At 59.3% G+C, this 16,369-nt stretch carries 12 protein-coding genes; 6 read left to right on the top strand and 6 right to left on the bottom strand.

Translation table 11 applies throughout. The features are described from left to right. Position 1 precedes the first annotated feature (1 nt). From betC to ACR0EZ_RS00475, 5 genes are all read left to right on the top strand, one after another. Complete coding sequence (gene betC, locus ACR0EZ_RS00495; RefSeq protein WP_480609615.1) at positions 2-1,495, top strand: choline-sulfatase; 1,494 nt, start codon at positions 2-4, stop codon at positions 1,493-1,495. Positions 1,496-1,740: 245 nt separating this feature from the next. Continuing rightward, positions 1,741-2,694: an HlyD family secretion protein gene (locus tag ACR0EZ_RS00490; protein ID WP_480611115.1), complete on the top strand. Its 954-nt coding sequence runs from the start codon at positions 1,741-1,743 to the stop codon at positions 2,692-2,694. Further along, entirely contained in the window at positions 2,691-3,617 is a 927-nt protein-coding gene (locus ACR0EZ_RS00485; protein ID WP_480609612.1) for an ABC transporter ATP-binding protein, read from the top strand. The genes ACR0EZ_RS00490 and ACR0EZ_RS00485 overlap by 4 nt, the downstream gene beginning before the upstream one ends. Continuing rightward, entirely contained in the window at positions 3,614-4,759 is a 1,146-nt protein-coding gene (locus ACR0EZ_RS00480; RefSeq protein ID WP_480609609.1) for an ABC transporter permease, read from the top strand. The genes ACR0EZ_RS00485 and ACR0EZ_RS00480 overlap by 4 nt, the downstream gene beginning before the upstream one ends. A gap of 189 nt (positions 4,760-4,948) precedes the next feature. Beyond that, on the top strand, positions 4,949-5,191 hold the full coding sequence (locus tag ACR0EZ_RS00475; RefSeq protein ID WP_480609606.1) for a glycine zipper 2TM domain-containing protein: 243 nt from the start codon (positions 4,949-4,951) through the stop codon (positions 5,189-5,191). Positions 5,192-5,224: 33 nt separating this feature from the next. Here ACR0EZ_RS00475 and ACR0EZ_RS00470 read toward each other — a convergent pair whose 3' ends face one another. The 4 genes from ACR0EZ_RS00470 to ACR0EZ_RS00455 all read right to left on the bottom strand — a co-directional run bounded on the left by ACR0EZ_RS00470 (position 5,225) and on the right by ACR0EZ_RS00455 (position 12,259). Beyond that, positions 5,225-8,344 (bottom strand): efflux RND transporter permease subunit, encoded by a 3,120-nt coding sequence (locus tag ACR0EZ_RS00470; protein WP_480609603.1) that lies wholly within the window; start codon positions 8,342-8,344, stop codon positions 5,225-5,227. Beyond that, positions 8,345-9,490: an efflux RND transporter periplasmic adaptor subunit gene (locus tag ACR0EZ_RS00465; protein ID WP_480609600.1), complete on the bottom strand. Its 1,146-nt coding sequence runs from the start codon at positions 9,488-9,490 to the stop codon at positions 8,345-8,347. 169 nt (positions 9,491-9,659) lie between these two features. Further along, positions 9,660-10,502, bottom strand: coding sequence for a TauD/TfdA dioxygenase family protein (locus ACR0EZ_RS00460; protein WP_480609598.1), 843 nt, complete (start codon positions 10,500-10,502; stop codon positions 9,660-9,662). Positions 10,503-10,717: 215 nt separating this feature from the next. Beyond that, positions 10,718-12,259: a trimethylamine methyltransferase family protein gene (locus ACR0EZ_RS00455; RefSeq protein ID WP_480609595.1), complete on the bottom strand. Its 1,542-nt coding sequence runs from the start codon at positions 12,257-12,259 to the stop codon at positions 10,718-10,720. A gap of 115 nt (positions 12,260-12,374) precedes the next feature. On the opposite strand from ACR0EZ_RS00455, the gene ACR0EZ_RS00450 reads away from it, so the two are divergent. Beyond that, positions 12,375-13,325 carry a LysR substrate-binding domain-containing protein gene (locus ACR0EZ_RS00450; RefSeq protein WP_480609593.1) on the top strand — a complete coding sequence of 317 codons (951 nt, stop codon included), beginning with the start codon at positions 12,375-12,377 and terminating at the stop codon, positions 13,323-13,325. Positions 13,326-13,428: 103 nt separating this feature from the next. On the opposite strand, the gene ACR0EZ_RS00445 is transcribed toward ACR0EZ_RS00450, so the two are convergent. Both ACR0EZ_RS00445 and ACR0EZ_RS00440 read right to left on the bottom strand, forming a co-directional pair. Further along, positions 13,429-14,997, bottom strand: a complete 1,569-nt coding sequence (locus ACR0EZ_RS00445) for a trimethylamine methyltransferase family protein (protein WP_480609590.1) — start codon at positions 14,995-14,997, stop codon at positions 13,429-13,431. Next, a complete protein-coding gene (locus ACR0EZ_RS00440) occupies positions 14,994-16,364 on the bottom strand; it encodes an MmgE/PrpD family protein (RefSeq protein WP_480609587.1) in 1,371 nt (456 codons plus the stop codon). Before ACR0EZ_RS00440 ends, ACR0EZ_RS00445 begins: the two co-directional genes overlap by 4 nt. Positions 16,365-16,369: the final 5 nt, after the last annotated feature.

Raw genomic sequence — 16,369 nt, 5'->3', positions numbered from 1 at the left:
GATGTCGGACCGGCCCAACATTCTGTTTCTGCAGGTGGACCAACTGACCGCCTCGGCGCTGCGGTCCTATGGCGATACGATCTGCCACGCACCCACGCTGGATGCGCTGGCAAATAACGGTGTGGTCTTCGAGAACGCTTATTGCAACTTCCCGCTGTGTGCGCCCTCGCGATTTTCCATGGCGACGGGCCAGCTTTGTTCGGCTGTCGGGGCTTATGACAATGCGGCCGAGTTTTCGGCCGAAATCCCCACATACGCGCATTACCTGCGCGCGGCGGGCTATCAGACTGCGCTGTCCGGCAAGATGCACTTCATCGGGCCGGACCAGTTTCATGGCTTTGAAAAGCGCCTGACCGCCGACCTCTACCCGGCAGATTTCGCCTGGGTGCCCAGTTGGGGCAACGAGGGCAAGCGCGACACCAACGACCCGCGCGCCGTTCGGATTGCCGGGATATGCGAGCGTTCGGTCCAGATCGACTATGATGAAGAGGTCACCTTCAGGGCCGTCCAGCAAATTTATGACATGGCGCGCTCGGGCGATGACCGGCCCTTCTTTTTGCAGGTCTCCTATACCCATCCGCACGAACCTTACCTGTGCCGAAAGGAATTCTGGGACCTGTACGAAGGCAAGGATATCCCGATGCCGCGCGTCGGCGCACTGCCCGAGCAGGAACATGACCCGCACTCTGCCCGTCTTCTGCGCGATTTCGGAATGCTGGGCATTCAGTTCAGCGATGAAGATATCCGTCGCGCAATCCGCGCCTATTACGGGTCGATCAGTTACATCGACAGCCTTGTGGCCCGGGTTTTGGATGCGCTTGGGGCCACCGGCGCCGATAGAAACACTGTGGTGGTTTTCACCTCGGATCACGGCGAAATGCTGGGCGAACGCGGTATGTGGTTCAAGAAACACTTCTTTGAAAAATCCCTGCGGATTCCGCTGATAATGTCAGCCCCATGGATAGAGCCCCAACGCGTGCGGGAACTGACCTCACTTGTTGACCTTCTGCCCACGTTCAACGCCATCGCAGGCGTGGAATGCGAAGTCGAACCCCTTGAAGGCGTGGATCTTGCCAGTCTGACCAATCAGGACGACCCGGAACCACGTCGGGCCGTCTATGCAGAGTATCTGGCCGAGGCGACCCCGGTGCCGATCTTCATGATCCGGCGCGGGGCGTTCAAATTCATCTCATCCTCGCATGATGGAGACCTGCTGTTTGACCTGTCGAACGACCCGGACGAGCGTATCAACCTGATCCACGAGCAGACCCATCAGGACACCGTCGCAAGCTTCCGCAAAGAGGTTTCGCAAAAATGGAACGAGGCTGAGTTGACCCGCGACATCCTGCTCAGCCAAAAACGGCGCGCCCTAGTGAGATCGGCAATGATGCAGGGCGAAAAACAGCGCTGGAACCATGGGGAAAGCGGCACGGACCGGGTCATCTGGTATCGCGGCGAACAGGGATATAACGAGTGGGCCTTTGACTACATCTGACCAAAATCACAGCACGTGATGTCCGCGCTTTTTTGGCGGTTTCGCCGCTTTGGATACCGCCCACCGGGATTCACCCATCGGTAAGCCCTGCCGTTTGAACCGGTCCGAGGGTGACGCTTTCTTAATGGCATGGAAACCCCGAAGTTAATCGGACGGTATACACAAATCAGGTTTCCTGATTGTATGGTCTGACACCTGAACCCGCAGGTTCAGGTCGTCGTTACCGGAGGTTAGCCGTGCTGAACATGTCGATCCCCATCCCATTGATCCTGGCGGCGGCGCTGCCTGCCTTTCTGGACAGTTGTTCCGGTTCCGATACCAGCGTGGCTCTGGGTGTCCTGGCGCGGGATCGTGTGGCCTTGACGGCGACTGCCAATGAAATCGTTGTGGATTTGCCTGTGGCCGAAGGAACGGTCGTCAAAGCAGGCGATACGCTGGTTCAGCTTGATCCCACCCTGCAGACCGCCAAGCTAAGTCTGGCGCAGGCCGAGCTTGAAAAGGCGCAGGCCACCCTTCTGAAGCTACAGGTCGGACCGCGAGAGGAAGAGATTGCGATTGCCGAGGCCAAAGTCGCAGGTGCTGTCGCGCGGTTGGCCGATGCCGAGGCCATTTACGACCGAAACGCCAGACTGGTCGAGAACTCGGTCGTGACCGAGGCGCAGGTTGCAAATGACCTCGCCTTGCGCGATTCCGCGCGGGCGGAATTGGCCAGCGCTCAGGAATCCCTGAGGGAACTGCAAAACGGCACCCGCCCCGAAGATCTGGCAGTCGCCGAGGCCAACGTGCGTGCCGCGGAAGCATCGGTCAACGCCGAACAGACCGTTCTGGACGATCTGACGGTCGTGGCGACCCGCGATGGCGTGCTGGACTCGCTGCCGTGGAACCTTGGAGAGCGTGTGACCTCTGGCAGCCCCGTGGCCGTGATGGTCACCGGCCAGACACCCTATGCACGCGTCTATGTCCCCGAACCGCACCGCGTCAATTTGAAACCCGGCGACGCGCTAAAGGTGCGTATCGACGGGCTGGATGACCCGTTGGACGGCGTCGTCCGATGGATCAGCGACGACGCGTCCTTCACGCCCTATTACGGGTTGAACCAGGATGACCGGACGCGGCTTGTCTATCTGGCCGAGATCGATTTGCCCGGCGCCTCTCCGGACCTGCCAGCAGGGGTGCCGGTGCAGGTTCCCATGCCATGAATGACGTCGTCGTCTCGACACAGGGTTTGACCCGGAAATTCGGGGAGAACACTGCAGTCAACAATTTGGATCTCGAGATCCGAACCGGCCAGATCTACGGATTTCTCGGCCCCAATGGCTGCGGCAAGACCACGACCATGCGCATGCTGACGGGGCTGCTGACCCCCAGCAGTGGAAAGATTTCGGTTCTGGGCCAGTCGATGCCCGAGGCGGCAGAGCCATTGAAGAACGAGATCGGGTATATGACGCAGATCTTCTCGTACTACCGGGACCTGACCGTGTTGGAGAACCTTAGGTTTGCGGCGGAAATCTATGGAATTCCTGCGAAATCGATCAAGGATCGCATTGACGAGTTGCTTCATACCTATGACCTGACGTCGAATGTCAACCAGCTCAGCGGCAGTATGAGCGGCGGCCAGAGGCAGAAGCTGGCGCTGGCAGCGACGGTCATGCACCGCCCGAAATTGCTGTTTCTGGACGAGCCGACCTCGGCCGTTGATCCCGAAACCCGCCGCACGTTCTGGGAGCAATTGTTCGATCTGGTCGATCAGGGCGCGACGATGATCGTCTCGACCCATTTCATGGACGAGGCTGAGCGCTGCCACCGGCTGGCTATCCTGCAGCATGGCGTCAAAAAGGCAGACGGTTCGCCGCGGGAACTAATGGACAATCTGCAGGCCGACGTTGTCGAAGTGGAAGGCCCGGACCTGAGGAAGGTCAAACACGAGTTGGACGGCAAGCCCGGAATACTCTCGACCGCGCAGGTCGGGTCGCGCCTTCGCGTGCTGGTGGACAAATCCGAACCCCACCCGGTGGACATGTTGCGGGGCTTGCTGGGTGCGTTTCCCGACCTGTCCCTGACGCCGCAGCGGCCAAACCTTGAAGACGTATTTGTCAGCGCAACGCGGGGGCCGGAACAATGATCTCTCCGCGCCGCATCGCTGCTGTTTTGAAGAAAGAGCTGCTGCAACTGCGGCGGGACAGGATGACTTTTGCCATGGTCATCATGATCCCGCTGATCCAATTGCTGCTGTTTGGCTATGCGATCAACACCAACCTGCGCCACGTGCCCGTCGCGCTTGTGGATCAATCCGGAACGGAACTGTCCCGCACGCTGGCTCAGATCGTTCAGGCCACGCAGGTTGTGACGGTCACCGAGCAGTTGACCACCCCGCAAGAGGCCGAGCAGGCGATCACCGAATCCCGCGTACGCGCCGCGCTGATCATCCCGCCGGATGTAAGCCAGCGCCTTGCGCGCAGTCCTTCTGTCGGGCTGGGCCTGCCCAACGCAACCGACCAGACCAGCAGCCGACCGGTTGCCCATTGGATCGTCGATGGTTCGGACACGATGGTGGCCAGCGCGATCAAATCGCTGCGGGCGATGCCTCTGACAGAACTGCTGAAACAGCCACCCAACCGGAAGGTGCCCACGTTCGAAGTGACGCTCTATTTCAACCCCGAGCAGCGATCGGCGGTCAATATCGTGCCGGGACTTGTGGGCGTCATCCTGACCATGACGATGATCCTGTTCACCTCGGCCGCTATCGTCCGCGAACGCGAGCGGGGCAATATGGAGATGCTGATCAACACCCCGATCAAATCGATCGAACTGATGATCGGCAAAATCATCCCCTATATCTTTCTGGGCCTGATACAGGTCGCGATTATCCTCGGCCTCGGGCACGTGTTGTTTGACGTGCCGATCAACGGCGGGTTGGGCGTGCTGCTTGTGGTGACATTGCTGTTCATCATCGCCAGCCTGTCGCTGGGGCTGGTGATTTCGACGCTTGCGCAGAACCAGTTGCAGTCGATGCAGATGACCATCTTTGTCCTGCTGCCCTCGATCCTGATGTCGGGGTTCATGTTCCCTTTCGACGGCATGCCAAAAACCGTTCAGATCATCGCTCAGGTTCTGCCTGCCACGCATTTCATGGACATGATCCGCGGCGTGGTCCTGCGCGACGCTTCACTCTACGAACTGCGGTGGGAAATTCTGTGGATGATCGGCTTTGCGGCTTTCGGATTGGTCGCCGCAACGCTGCGGTTCAAAAAGCGGCTGGGATAGAGGCCGTTCGCCACCCTGCCCCACATTCAGCCAACCGTTCAAAGCGCTGGTGCGCATCCGATGCATTGACCCGCCAATGCGCGGATTTCCGTTCCCTTTGACCTTCAACGGGTTGGAGAGCGGGTCGGTCGATCCTACATGTCTGGAAACAAGAGGCAGTGACGGACGTTTAAACGGAAGGAAACCGACATGAAGAAGATTACAGTAGCTTGCCTGCTTGGTGGTTCATTGCTTCTGGCGGCATGTGGCGCACCGACAACTGCAACGCAGGCTCAGGCCCAGCACGATGCGCGCTGTGCCGCCGGTATTCTGGGCGGTGCCGCTTTGGGCGGTGTCGTTGGCAACCGCTTCGGCGGCGGAACGGGTCAGACTCTGGCAACAGCGGCAGGCGCAGGGCTTGGAATGTACGCAGGCCAGTCGGCTTGCGGCTGACGAACAAGGAAGGGCTGGCCGAAATGGCCGGCCTCAGCCCGCGCTCGCGCGCTTTTTCGTCAAACGCTCTCGCAGCCGTTCAATGACGACGTAAAGGACCGGCACAAGCACAAGGCTCAGGACGGTAGCGACAATCATCCCGCCGAAGACAGCGGTTCCAAGCGATCTGCGCGCCGCAGATCCGGCACCGCTGGCAATCACCAGCGGGATGACGCCCAGAATGAATGCGAACGCGGTCATCAACAAAGGCCTGATCCGGATACGCGCGGCTTCCATTGCTGATTCCTCGATCGTAAGACCCTCCTGACGGCGGCGTCGGGCAAATTCGACGATCAGGATGGCACCCTTGCTTGCAAGACCGATCAACATGACCAGCCCGATCTGGCAATAGATGTTGTTGTCGTAGCCGCGCATCCATTGCGCAACCAAAGCCCCGAATATCGCAAGTGGAACTGCCAGCAACACCATCAGCGGCATAACGAAGCTTTCGTACTGGGCGGCCAGAAACAGAAAGGCGAAGATGACAGCCAGCGCGAAAAGGATCGGGGCGACGTTCCCGGCCTTGATCTCCTGATAGGCATTGCCAGTCCACTCATAGGTGTAGCCTCGGGGCAGCGTCTGTTTTGACAGGCTGTCCATGGCTGCAATCGCCTGACTGGAACTGTGCCCCTGTCCTGCCGCACCATTGATGCTGGTCGAGCGGAACAGGTTGTAGTGATTGATGGTGCGCGCGCCGATCTGCGGCCGAACCGTCACCAAAGCGCTGAGCGGCACCATACTGCCTTCGTCATTGCGGACATAAAGCCGACCGATATCTTCTTCGGCCTGCCGCGCATCTACATCGGCTTGCAGGTAGACTTTATAAACCCTGCCGTAGACGTTGAAATCGTTGACGTAAACGCCGCCCAAAAACGTCTGCAACGCGTCAAAAACGTCACCAATCGAAATACCCTCGGTCAGGGCCTTGGTTCGGTCAAGTTCGATATGCAGCTGCGGTGTGCTCGCGGAAAACGGGCTGTAGAGGCCAGACAACTCGGGCCGGGCATTTCCGGCTGCGACCATGTCCCGGGTCACCTGCTCGAGATCCTGAAGTGAGCCGCCTGTGGTGTCCTGCAGTTCGAATTGGAACCCTCCGGTGGGCGAAAGGCCAAAGATCGGGGGCGGGTTGAAGGTGGCAAGTACACTGCCAGGAATTTCGTCGAACTGCGCCTGCGCCTTGGCCATGATCTGAGTGACGCTCTCACCCGCACCCTTTCTTTGATCCCAGGGCTCGAGAATGGCGAACAGGTTGCCCTGATTTGGGGCGGATGTATTGGTCAGAACGCTGAAGCCGGTGAAGGTAATAACGCCTTTGATCCCTGGCAGATCATGCAGAATTTCGTAGGCCTCATCGACAACCTTCTGGGTCTGGCCCAGCGCCGTGCCTTCCGGCGTTTCCAGACTGATGATGAAATAGCCCTGATCTTCGTTCGGGATAAAACCTGCAGGCACGACGGTGAACATATAGACGGTGCCCGCCAACAAGGCCGCAAAGCCCAGCGCCACGGGTTGCCAGACACGGATGAACCAGCCAACCACAGCCTCATACCGCCGCGTGAACCAGGCAAATCCGACATCGAATTTCTGGATTATCTTGGCTTTTGGCCGTGCTCCGCCCAAAAGCAAACCACACAAGGCGGGGCTGAGTGTCAGGGCGTTGATCGCTGAAATTGCAACGGCGGATGCAATTGTCAGGGCGAATTGCTGGTACAGCTTTCCTGTAAGCCCGGGCATCAGGGCGACAGGAATGAAAACCGCCATCAAAACCAATGAGGTAGCCACAATCGGGCTGGTGACTTCGTCCATTGCACGGCGGGCCGCCACCTTTGCATCCTTTTCGCCGTTTTCGATGTGCCGCGACACGTTCTCGACTACGACAATCGCGTCATCGACAACCAGACCGACCGCCAGCACAAGGCCAAACAAGGTCAGCAGATTGATGGAAAAGCCCAGCGCCAGCATCAGGGCGAAGGTGCCGATCAGACAGACCGGAATTGTGATCACCGGAATAAGCGCCGCCCGCAGGTTTGGCAGGAAGATGACGATGACAAAAACGACAAGCAGGATGGCCTGCCCAAGTGTCAATAGGACATCCCGGATGGCTTCGCGGTCGAAGTTGGTCGTGTCGTAGATAACCGTATATTCAAGACCTTCGGGAAAGTCCTGAGACAGTTCCGCCATGGTTTCGCGGACCTGCGACGCCAGTTGCAGGGCGTTGGCACCGGGTAGCTGCATGATGCCAAGACCCACCGTCGGACTGCTATCGAGCGTTGAACTGAAGGAATAGTCTTCTGCGCCCAACTCCACATGCGCCACGTCCCTGAGCCTGATAACGGCGCTGTCCTCGCCGATGCCCAGAACGATGTTTTCGAACTCTTCCTTGCTTTGCAGTCGCCCCTGAGCGGTCAGTGTCAGTTGGAACTTTTGGTTGTTACCGATGGGTGGCGCGCCCAATGCACCAGCCGCAACTTGCTGGTTTTGTTCTGTAATGGCGTCGTAGACGTCGGACGTGGTCAGGCCAAGGCTTGCCATCTTTTCCGGATCAAGCCAGATCCGCATGGCATAAACCCGTTCACCCCAAACCATCACCGTGCCAACACCCGGGATACGTTTCAGGCGATCCGTGATGTGAATGTCCGCGTAGTTTGAGATGAACAGCTCGTCGAACTGGCCGTTGGGCGAGATAAGGTTGACCCCCATGATCAGGTCAACCGACTCCTTCGTGACGGTCACGCCAGACGCCACGACCTCATCCGGAAGCTGCGCCATCGCCGTAGATACCCGGTTTTGCGTGTCCACGGCTGCGATACTTAGGTCATACCCTTCCTCGAACGTAACAGTTATGTTCGAGGTGCCATCGTTGGAACTGGTCGAAGCCATGTAGACCATGCCCTCGACTCCGTTGATCTGCTCTTCCAGGGGTATGGTCACCGCTTCTTCAACGACCTCGGCGCTGCCGCCTGTGTAGGTGGCGCTGACGACAACTGTCGGGGGCACGACCTCGGGGAATTCGCCGACAGGAAGCAGCGGGATCGAAATCAAACCGGCGATCACAATCACCAGCGCGATAACCGACGCAAAGACGGGCCTGAAGATGAAGAACCGGCTCAGCATTCAGCCATCAGCCTTGTCTGTGGATGGCTTTTTGACATCAACAGCCATGCCCGACCGGACGCGTTGTTGCCCCTGCACGATCACCACTTCTTTGTCCTTCAGCCCCGTCTCGACGATACGGCTGCCTTGGTAGTTGCGGCCAACGGTAACGCGGCGCATTTCGGCCTTGTTATCTGTCCCCACAACAAAAACAAAGAAACCGGCCTGATCCTGAGCGACAGCTTCGGAGGGTACAGTAATCTGGCCTGACTGTTTGGTAAGCTGGATGTTCACCCGGGCATATTGACCGGGGCGCAGCGTTTTATCCGGGTTCGGAAACACGGCGCGCACGGCGATCGTACCAGTCGTCGGATCAAGACCCGGTGCCGAGAAATCAAGCGCCCCGGCGTGCGGGTGGACGCTGCCGTCAAGCAGCGCCACCTCAACCTTCAGGTTTGGGTTTGCCGATCTGTATTTTTCCAGTTCCAGAAACTGCGTTTCGCTCGGGCTTATATAGACAAACAGCGGATCCATCTGGACCAGTTCGGTCAGGACAGTGTCATTTGCCGAAACGACATTGCCGACATCCTGATAAACCCGTCCGATGCGCCCATTGATCGGGGCAGATACGGTTGCGTAATCAAGATTGACCTGCGCCGTGTCCACCGCGCCCTGACTGCTGTCGAGATCGCCCTTGGCCTGGGCCGCGTCGGTGTTTGACCTATCCAATTGCTCCTGCGCGACCGTGCCATCACTCGCCAGCGCGGAATAGCGCGCCTGCTCTCGGTTGGCGAAATCCAACCCGGCCTGGTTTTTGTCCCGCTCGCCTTTCAGACGCCTTAGCTCTGAGGCGTAGGGGCGTTTGTCGATGACAAACAGGGTATCGCCCTTGACGATATCGGTGCCTTCTTTGAAAGGGCGGGATTCAACATGGCCATCGACACGCGACCGGATGGACACCGTGTTGGGAGATTCCGTGCGCCCGGTCAACTCAAGAAACAGCGGCACCTCTTCCGTCGTTGCCTGGGCGACGACGACCTTCGGTGCTGCGGCTTGCGTTTCCTCTGCCTCTTTCTCGAAGCAGCCCGCAGTCAGGATCAGCAGGAAAAAGGGAAGAACATGGCGTGTACGCCGGCTTTCACCCAATATTCGCAGCCCTAAGCGCACGTAAACCTCCCTAAATCAACACCCTGACTAACTGATAGCCTATTTTGCCCGCATTATCACCGACAACAATTTTTTGCGCCTGCGATTTCGATGTCTTGTGCAAATTGCGGGTGTTGGGCACGCAGTGGATGAGTCGGGATTTGGGCTTGGCGCGAAACTTTATGTCCGTTTACTCAACATCGCCATGCGGGCCGGAAACTGCCGAGCCTTCCACAGTTATTCGATGCATCAAGCGCCGAAATCCGTGATAGTCGTTGATGGCCTTGTGCCATGTCGCGCGGTTGTCCCACATGGTGATGTCTCCGGCCCGCCATCGGACGCGGCACTGGAATTCGGGTTGCTTGCAATGCTCAAAGAGCATTTTGAGGATTGCGTCGGATTCTTCTGTACTAAGCCCCTCGATATGCGTGGTGAACACCGGGTTCACGAACAATCCGCGACGCCCGCTCAGAGGATGCGTGATGACCACAGGGTGGCGCGCGTCCTGAACGGCGTTTTCCGCGTTGCTCAGACGCCCGCTTTTGGCAGCTTCGCTGTCTTGCGCGGCCACGCCAAAGACATGCCGCGAGGAGTGGATTGCGGTCAGCCCGTGCAGGAATCGGCGCATCGGCTCGGACAGTGCGTCATAGGCCGCGCCCATCGAAACAAACAGCGTGTCACCGCCGTAAGGCGGCATCTCGATTGCATGGAGTATCGAGCCCATGGCGGGTTCCTGATCGTAGGAATGGTCGGTATGCCAGCCCTCGCCCACCGCTTCCTTTTGATCCTTTTCCTTTAGAACCATGGCGATCTCGGGATGACCCTCGACCGGCTTGAAGAAGCGATTAACGTTGATCGGGCCGAAGCGACGGGCAAATTCCAGATGTTCGTCCGGGCTGACCTGCTGGTCGCGGATGACGATCACAGAATGCTTGGCAAAAGCGGCGCGAATATCCTCGAACTGAGCGCCATCGCGGATGTCGGCATCCACGATCTCTGCTCCTAAGCCGCCTGCCAGTGGTCTTATGTCCAATGGTCTGCTCCTCGCTCTCCCACCGGCAGTTTATCGGAATGCCAGTGATCGGATAGACAGAATTATCCGGGCTCGATGTGCATTGGACCTGTCGCGGGATGTGCATTGGAACCAGTGGCACGCTTGCGCGATCGCCGAAATCGACCACACACAGCTTGCCGGGCAAGAGGTGACGGGGTGCGGCTCAGTTCTTCGGTCCTTCGCGGGGACCTTATTCAATACCATTCGTCGGGCATCGCGGTTTTGCGCTCCGTCACGAAGTCAGTCAATGCAGCGCGGGTGCTGTCCGGCATATCCGGTGGCTCATACTCTGCCAGCATCTTTTGCCAGCATGCGGTTGCGCGCTGGTCGGCGGTTTGGCGGCCCTTTTCGTCCCATGCCTCAAAAGGCCCGGCCTCGGGCAGTTGCGGTTCGAAATTTGCTGTCGCGTAGTGGCGCAACGTGTGGCCGGTGGACAGGAAGTTCTCGCCCGGACCGGCGTCGTGATACGCGTCGCGCCCGAAATCCTCGTCACTGGTCCCGAACCCCTGAAGCATCTTCAGCATGGCACCGCAATGATCGAGGTCCATGATGAATTTCTCATATGACATCACCAGCCCACCTTCGAGCCAGCCAGCCGCATGCCAGACCTGATGCCCCCCGGACAGGAGCGTTGCCCACATCGCGCCGGTGCTGTCCTGCATAGCCTGACCATCCGCAGCATTGGAGGCTGTGACCTGCCCGCCGCCCGAGCGCACCGGGACACCAAGCCTGCGGCCCAGCTGCGACAGCGCCATGGTCGTAAGGTTGGCCTCGGGCGAACCGAAGGTCAGCGCCCCTGTCCGCAGGTTCATCGTGGAATGGAAACTGCCGAGCACGACGGGGCAGCCGGGGCACACAAGCTGGGTGAGCGCAATACCCGCCATCGCCTCGGCCAATGTCTGCGCAGCGACCGCAGCGGGCGAGAGTGGCCCCATGGCCCCCGCAAAAATGGCGGGCGAGACACAGACGCATTGGTTGGCGGCGGCATAGGCCCGCAGAGACCGGGACATCACCTCGTCAAAGACCAGTGGCGAGTTGACGTTGATATTGGCCTGCATGACCGCATGTTTGTCCAGAAACGCGGTGCCAAAGGCCAAGCGGGCCATTTCCAGACTGTCCAAAGCGCCCTGTTCGGAAGTCACGCCCCCCATGAATGGTTTGTCCGACAGGCTAAGATGCGCCAGCATCATATCAAGATGCCGCTTGTTCACCGGCACATCTGTCGGTTCGACCACGGTTCCGCCGGAATGATGCAGCGTAGATGACAGATGCGCGAGTTTCACGAAGTTCCGGAAATCCTCGATGGTGGCATAGCGCCGCCCCCGCGCCAGATCGCTGACAAAGGGTGAGCCATAACCCGGCATCAGCACCAGATTGTCACCCCCCAAGGTGACCGTGCGAGCGGGATTGCGGCCATGCAGCAGGAATTCGGCTGGTGCATCTGCACAAATCTGCCGGGCGTGGCCGGGTTCAAATCGAACCCGGCAACCGTCGACCCGCGCTCCGGCCTCTGCAAACAGGGCAAGGGCCACATCGTCGCCCCGGAAGTCGATGCCGATATTGTCCAAAATCCAGTCCGCCTGAGCTTCGATTCGGCCCAAGGCGGTTTCGTCCAGCAATTCGTAAGTCGGGGTTTTGCGACGATGATAGACGGGCGTTGCCGGCTGCGTATCACGCCTGGTCAGCCGGCCCCGGCGGGACCTGCTGCGCCGGGTGACACACGTCTGAGCGTTCATAATTCCCAACGGTCAAACTCCTGAAGGATTTCAGAAGTATTTAATTTGTGGGTATACATACCCGACAATCGAATTTATTTGTCCACACTGTCTAAAAAATTTGTGCGCTTGCCCCATGCCTGTAGAGTTCCGCCATCACGACACGCTGCGTCTGTTCATTGAAATCGCCCGCTACCGCAGTTTTTCTGACGCGGCCGAGGCGCTGAACATGACCAAAGGGGCCGTCAGCTATCAGGTCAAAACGCTGGAGGCGGACATGGGCTTTCCTTTATTCCAGCGGAAAGCCCGCGGGGTGGAGCTGACAGCCGCAGGGCAAAAGCTTCTGTCTGCCTGCCAAAGCCACTACGAAGATATCGAGGCAGAGATTCTGGCCCAGAAGGGTACCTCGACCCGCACATTGACCGTCGGCGTCTCGACCTATTTCGCCGCACGCTGGCTGTCGCCCAGACTGATGTCGTTCATGCAGGATCACCCGGCCATCCAACTGCGCCTGCAGCCGATGATCCGTCTGTTCGATCTTGAAACGCAAGAAGTGGATATTGCGATCCGTTGGGGCAATGGCCATTGGAATGACGTCGAAGTCACCCCGTTCCTGCCCTTCCCGGCCTATCCTGTCGGTAATGCAGACGCGCTGAAAGCGGTCGAGACACTCGGCATGGAGCGGGCGATTTCCACCCTTACGCTGCTGCGCGATCATGACGACAGCAACGCCTGGACCGACTGGCTGAACATCGCGGATTTGCCGCACCAGACGCGCCGGGACACCCTTATCATTCCGGACCCGAACGTTCGGGTTCAGGCGGTTATCGATGGTCAGGGGATAGCTTTGATGGACGACCTGATCGCGCAGGAATTTCGGGAAGAAAACCTGTTCAGGCTGTCGCACCATACGCTTCACGACTACGGCTATTTCATCGCGCGCCCAAAGGGAAACGGAAGCTCCGAAAGTGTCCGGGCATTCATTGACTGGCTACAAAGCCAGGCACCAAATTCAGACGCGGTGCCTGACCCTGCCCGGGGCGCGGGTGGCCAGCTAGGCGGAAAACTCAGGCGAAACCGCCTGTGATACATGACATTCTCAACTTTCTGCTCCGAAATGGAGGCTTCACCTGTCGTTTAGCTGCGAACATTAGCGACCCGCAACAATGGTTCCTGACAGGCCCAGCCATCTATTGGTTTGTCGAAACGTCCAAAGCCTGTTGACCAGACCAAGCGCCAAGGATTTCTGGAAACTGCTTCATGATCTGCGCATTTCTGTCTGACCCAAATACCGGTTCTGAAGGTTGGCTCAGAATTTCGTTCGTCTTCTCTCGGGCGGTTTGCAACAAGGATGGGGTATCAGCGTCCGCCCAGGCTTGCGGTGTCGCACGATCAGCCAGCGCCGGGTAATAATAGTCGCTTTGCATCCGTCCCAATGTCTGATCGCTACCGAGGAAATGCCCGGGACCCTCAAGGCAGACGTCGCGTATGACGTCGAAGGCCAGCGCATCGTCGTTGATCTCAAACCCGCGCGTCGCACGCATGACCGATCCGATGAGGTCATTGTCGAGAACGAAGCTTTCCTTGCTTGCGGCCAACAAGGACCCGTACATGCCGGCGGCTTCGTAAATCAGGTTGGCACCGGCCAAAGCACTCAAAAGCTCGGTGATGCCCTTTTCGTAGCCCGCTTGAAAGTCGGGTAGCTTGGCGTCCGTCATACCTGCGCTGACCGCGCAGGGAATTCCGTAGTGTTGCGCCATCTGTGCACATGCCGCCATCAGAACACCCTGTTCCGCGCTGCCGCCAGACATGGCGCCGGTCCGCAGATCGCTGACAAAGGGCAGCGCGCCAAAAAGCGCAGGGTGGCCCGGGTTCAACAGGTTGACGTAGACCAGCCCGGCAAGCACTTCGGCAGTCTGCTGCGCAACGGCTCCGGCCAGCGGGGCGGGGCTGGTCGCTCCGGCTTGCCCGGCTGACACGAGCTTCAGGGGTGTTCCGGTGTCTGCGGCGCACTCGATAATCCCCAGCGCTTCTTCCGCGAAAGTGAGCGGCGGCACGATGAAGCAGGTCGAGACGCAGCAAAAAGGCCGCGCGCGCCAGGCGTCTTTTCCGCCCGCGATGATGCGGAACATTTTAACGGCGGCCCGCATCGTCTCAACCGAACTGAACGACGTTCCAATGGGCTTTTTCGTTCCGGCCGCGCAAGCATAGGCCGTGTTCAGTTCCATCGCATGCGGATCGAGGATATCGCGTGCCACGACAGTGCGCTGAAACATATGAATGTTGGGAAGCGCCTGCGCCAGACGGGCCATATCATGAAGGTCTGCCAAAGTTGTATCACGCACCTCGCCAGTCTCGCTGTCGACGATGTGCACGGCTGCGCCGGACGTGCCCAGATGGATGCGGGTGCCTGATGGATCGAGATCAAATTCCGGCACCTGACCATAAAGCTTGAACCCGCGGCCTGCCGTTTCCAGAACGCGCTCAACCATGTCAGAGGGAAAAAGCAGTCGTCCGGCATCGGAAACCGAGCCTCCGGCCGCGACCACGGTTTCGATGCAGCGCGGGGTGGCTCTTGCAATACCGATCTCAGCGAGGATGCGAAGTGCAGTTCGATGAATGGCCGCGATCCCGTCCTGGGAGAGCGGGCGGTATCGCCCACCTTCGATCCCGGGCCAGATCGAGGTCGTGGGGCCAGAACCTGCGCCCCCCTGCCGGGCCGCGCGGCGCGCATTCCGTCCGGATCTTGTTCGGTTCATGCGGTGACTTCTTCTTCAAAGAAGAGTTCAAGGATGGATGGTGCGGTTGGCCAATCCTGCACTTTCTGCACCCAGATTTTGCGCCCCGCGCTCGCCTTGGACGTTTGGCCGAGATTGGCGTTGAACTTTGCCATCACGCGGCATGGGGACATCGGTGCCTCTGGCGCGCCGATGGGATAGACGCAGCGTTCCTCCTGGCGTTCCCCTGATCCGAGGATTACTTCCATGCGATCCGGGTCTTCCGGGCTGTAGTTCAGATCGGGTCTTTTCGGGCTGAATGGCCGAAGCTCGCAGCGCGCCGCCAGTCTTGCAATCTCGGGCGCTTGCCATGCTTCGCGATCAAGATCGGCAAGCGTTAGGTCACCTTGCAGCAGGCCAATGGCCGCAACGAAGGGCGCGCTGAACAGCGCCTCTGATCGCGACTTTGGTGAGCCAAAAGGCAGAACGGCGGCGTGAAAATCCGGCATGCAGAGGATCACACGCGCAATATCATCCACTTGGATGCGCTTTCGCAGCGCCAAGGCGCAGGTCATGATCCGATGGGTGTAGCCGCAACTCGGCCACGGTTTCAGCACAAGTCCATATTCGCTCAGGGCGTAGGTCTGACCAAGCTTTGACAGCGCTTTTGATAGGCGGTTGGGATCCAGACCGCCCATCAGCGCGGCGAGGCCACGGGGATGATCCAGCACATGAGGCTGTGCGCTCAGGCCAGCTTTGGCAAGACAGGCAGCCTCTACCCCGGCCCGCGCGGCAAAGCCTGCTTGCACCGGCTTGGCATGTGACCCGAACTGGCAGGTATAGCCGGTGGCAGCGCTACAAGCCAAAGACATGGCCCGCGTGGCTTCCGGGGCGTCCAGCCCCATCAAGCGCGCGCAGCCTGCTGCGGCACCAATAGCGCCAAGCGTCGCCGTCGAGTGCCACCCCGCATCGTAATGTCCGAAATTCAGGCCTTCGCCGAGACGGGCGATCACCTCAAAGCCCGCAAGATAGGCGTGGGCCACGTCACGTCCACTCGTCCGCGCCCCCGCCACGGCCAAAAGGGCGGGCACCAGGACCACAGTGGGGTGCGTGTTTCCGGGAATTTCCCAGTCGTCAAAGTCCAGCGCGTGCCCCGCAACGGCATTCAGGAACGCGGCATGCGGGCGCGACACACGGCTCGACGCACCCACGACACGGGCGGGCCCGCCGCCGCCCATTTGAGCGACTGCGGATAGGCTGCGTTGCGCGACCTCAGTTTTTGCGCCCGCGTGCATGCATCCGAGCGTGTCGATCACGCCGTCTCTCAGTACAGTTAATGTCGCCAGATCCGGGGTTAGACCATCCTCGGCCACGAATTGTGCAAGACGCGTGAGTGCGGTCTCGATCATGCCAC

The organism is Ruegeria sp. AK4 (assembly GCF_056541025.1).
Note: the sequence above shows the minus strand (reverse complement) of the source record. Positions and strands in the feature narration are given on the sequence as shown.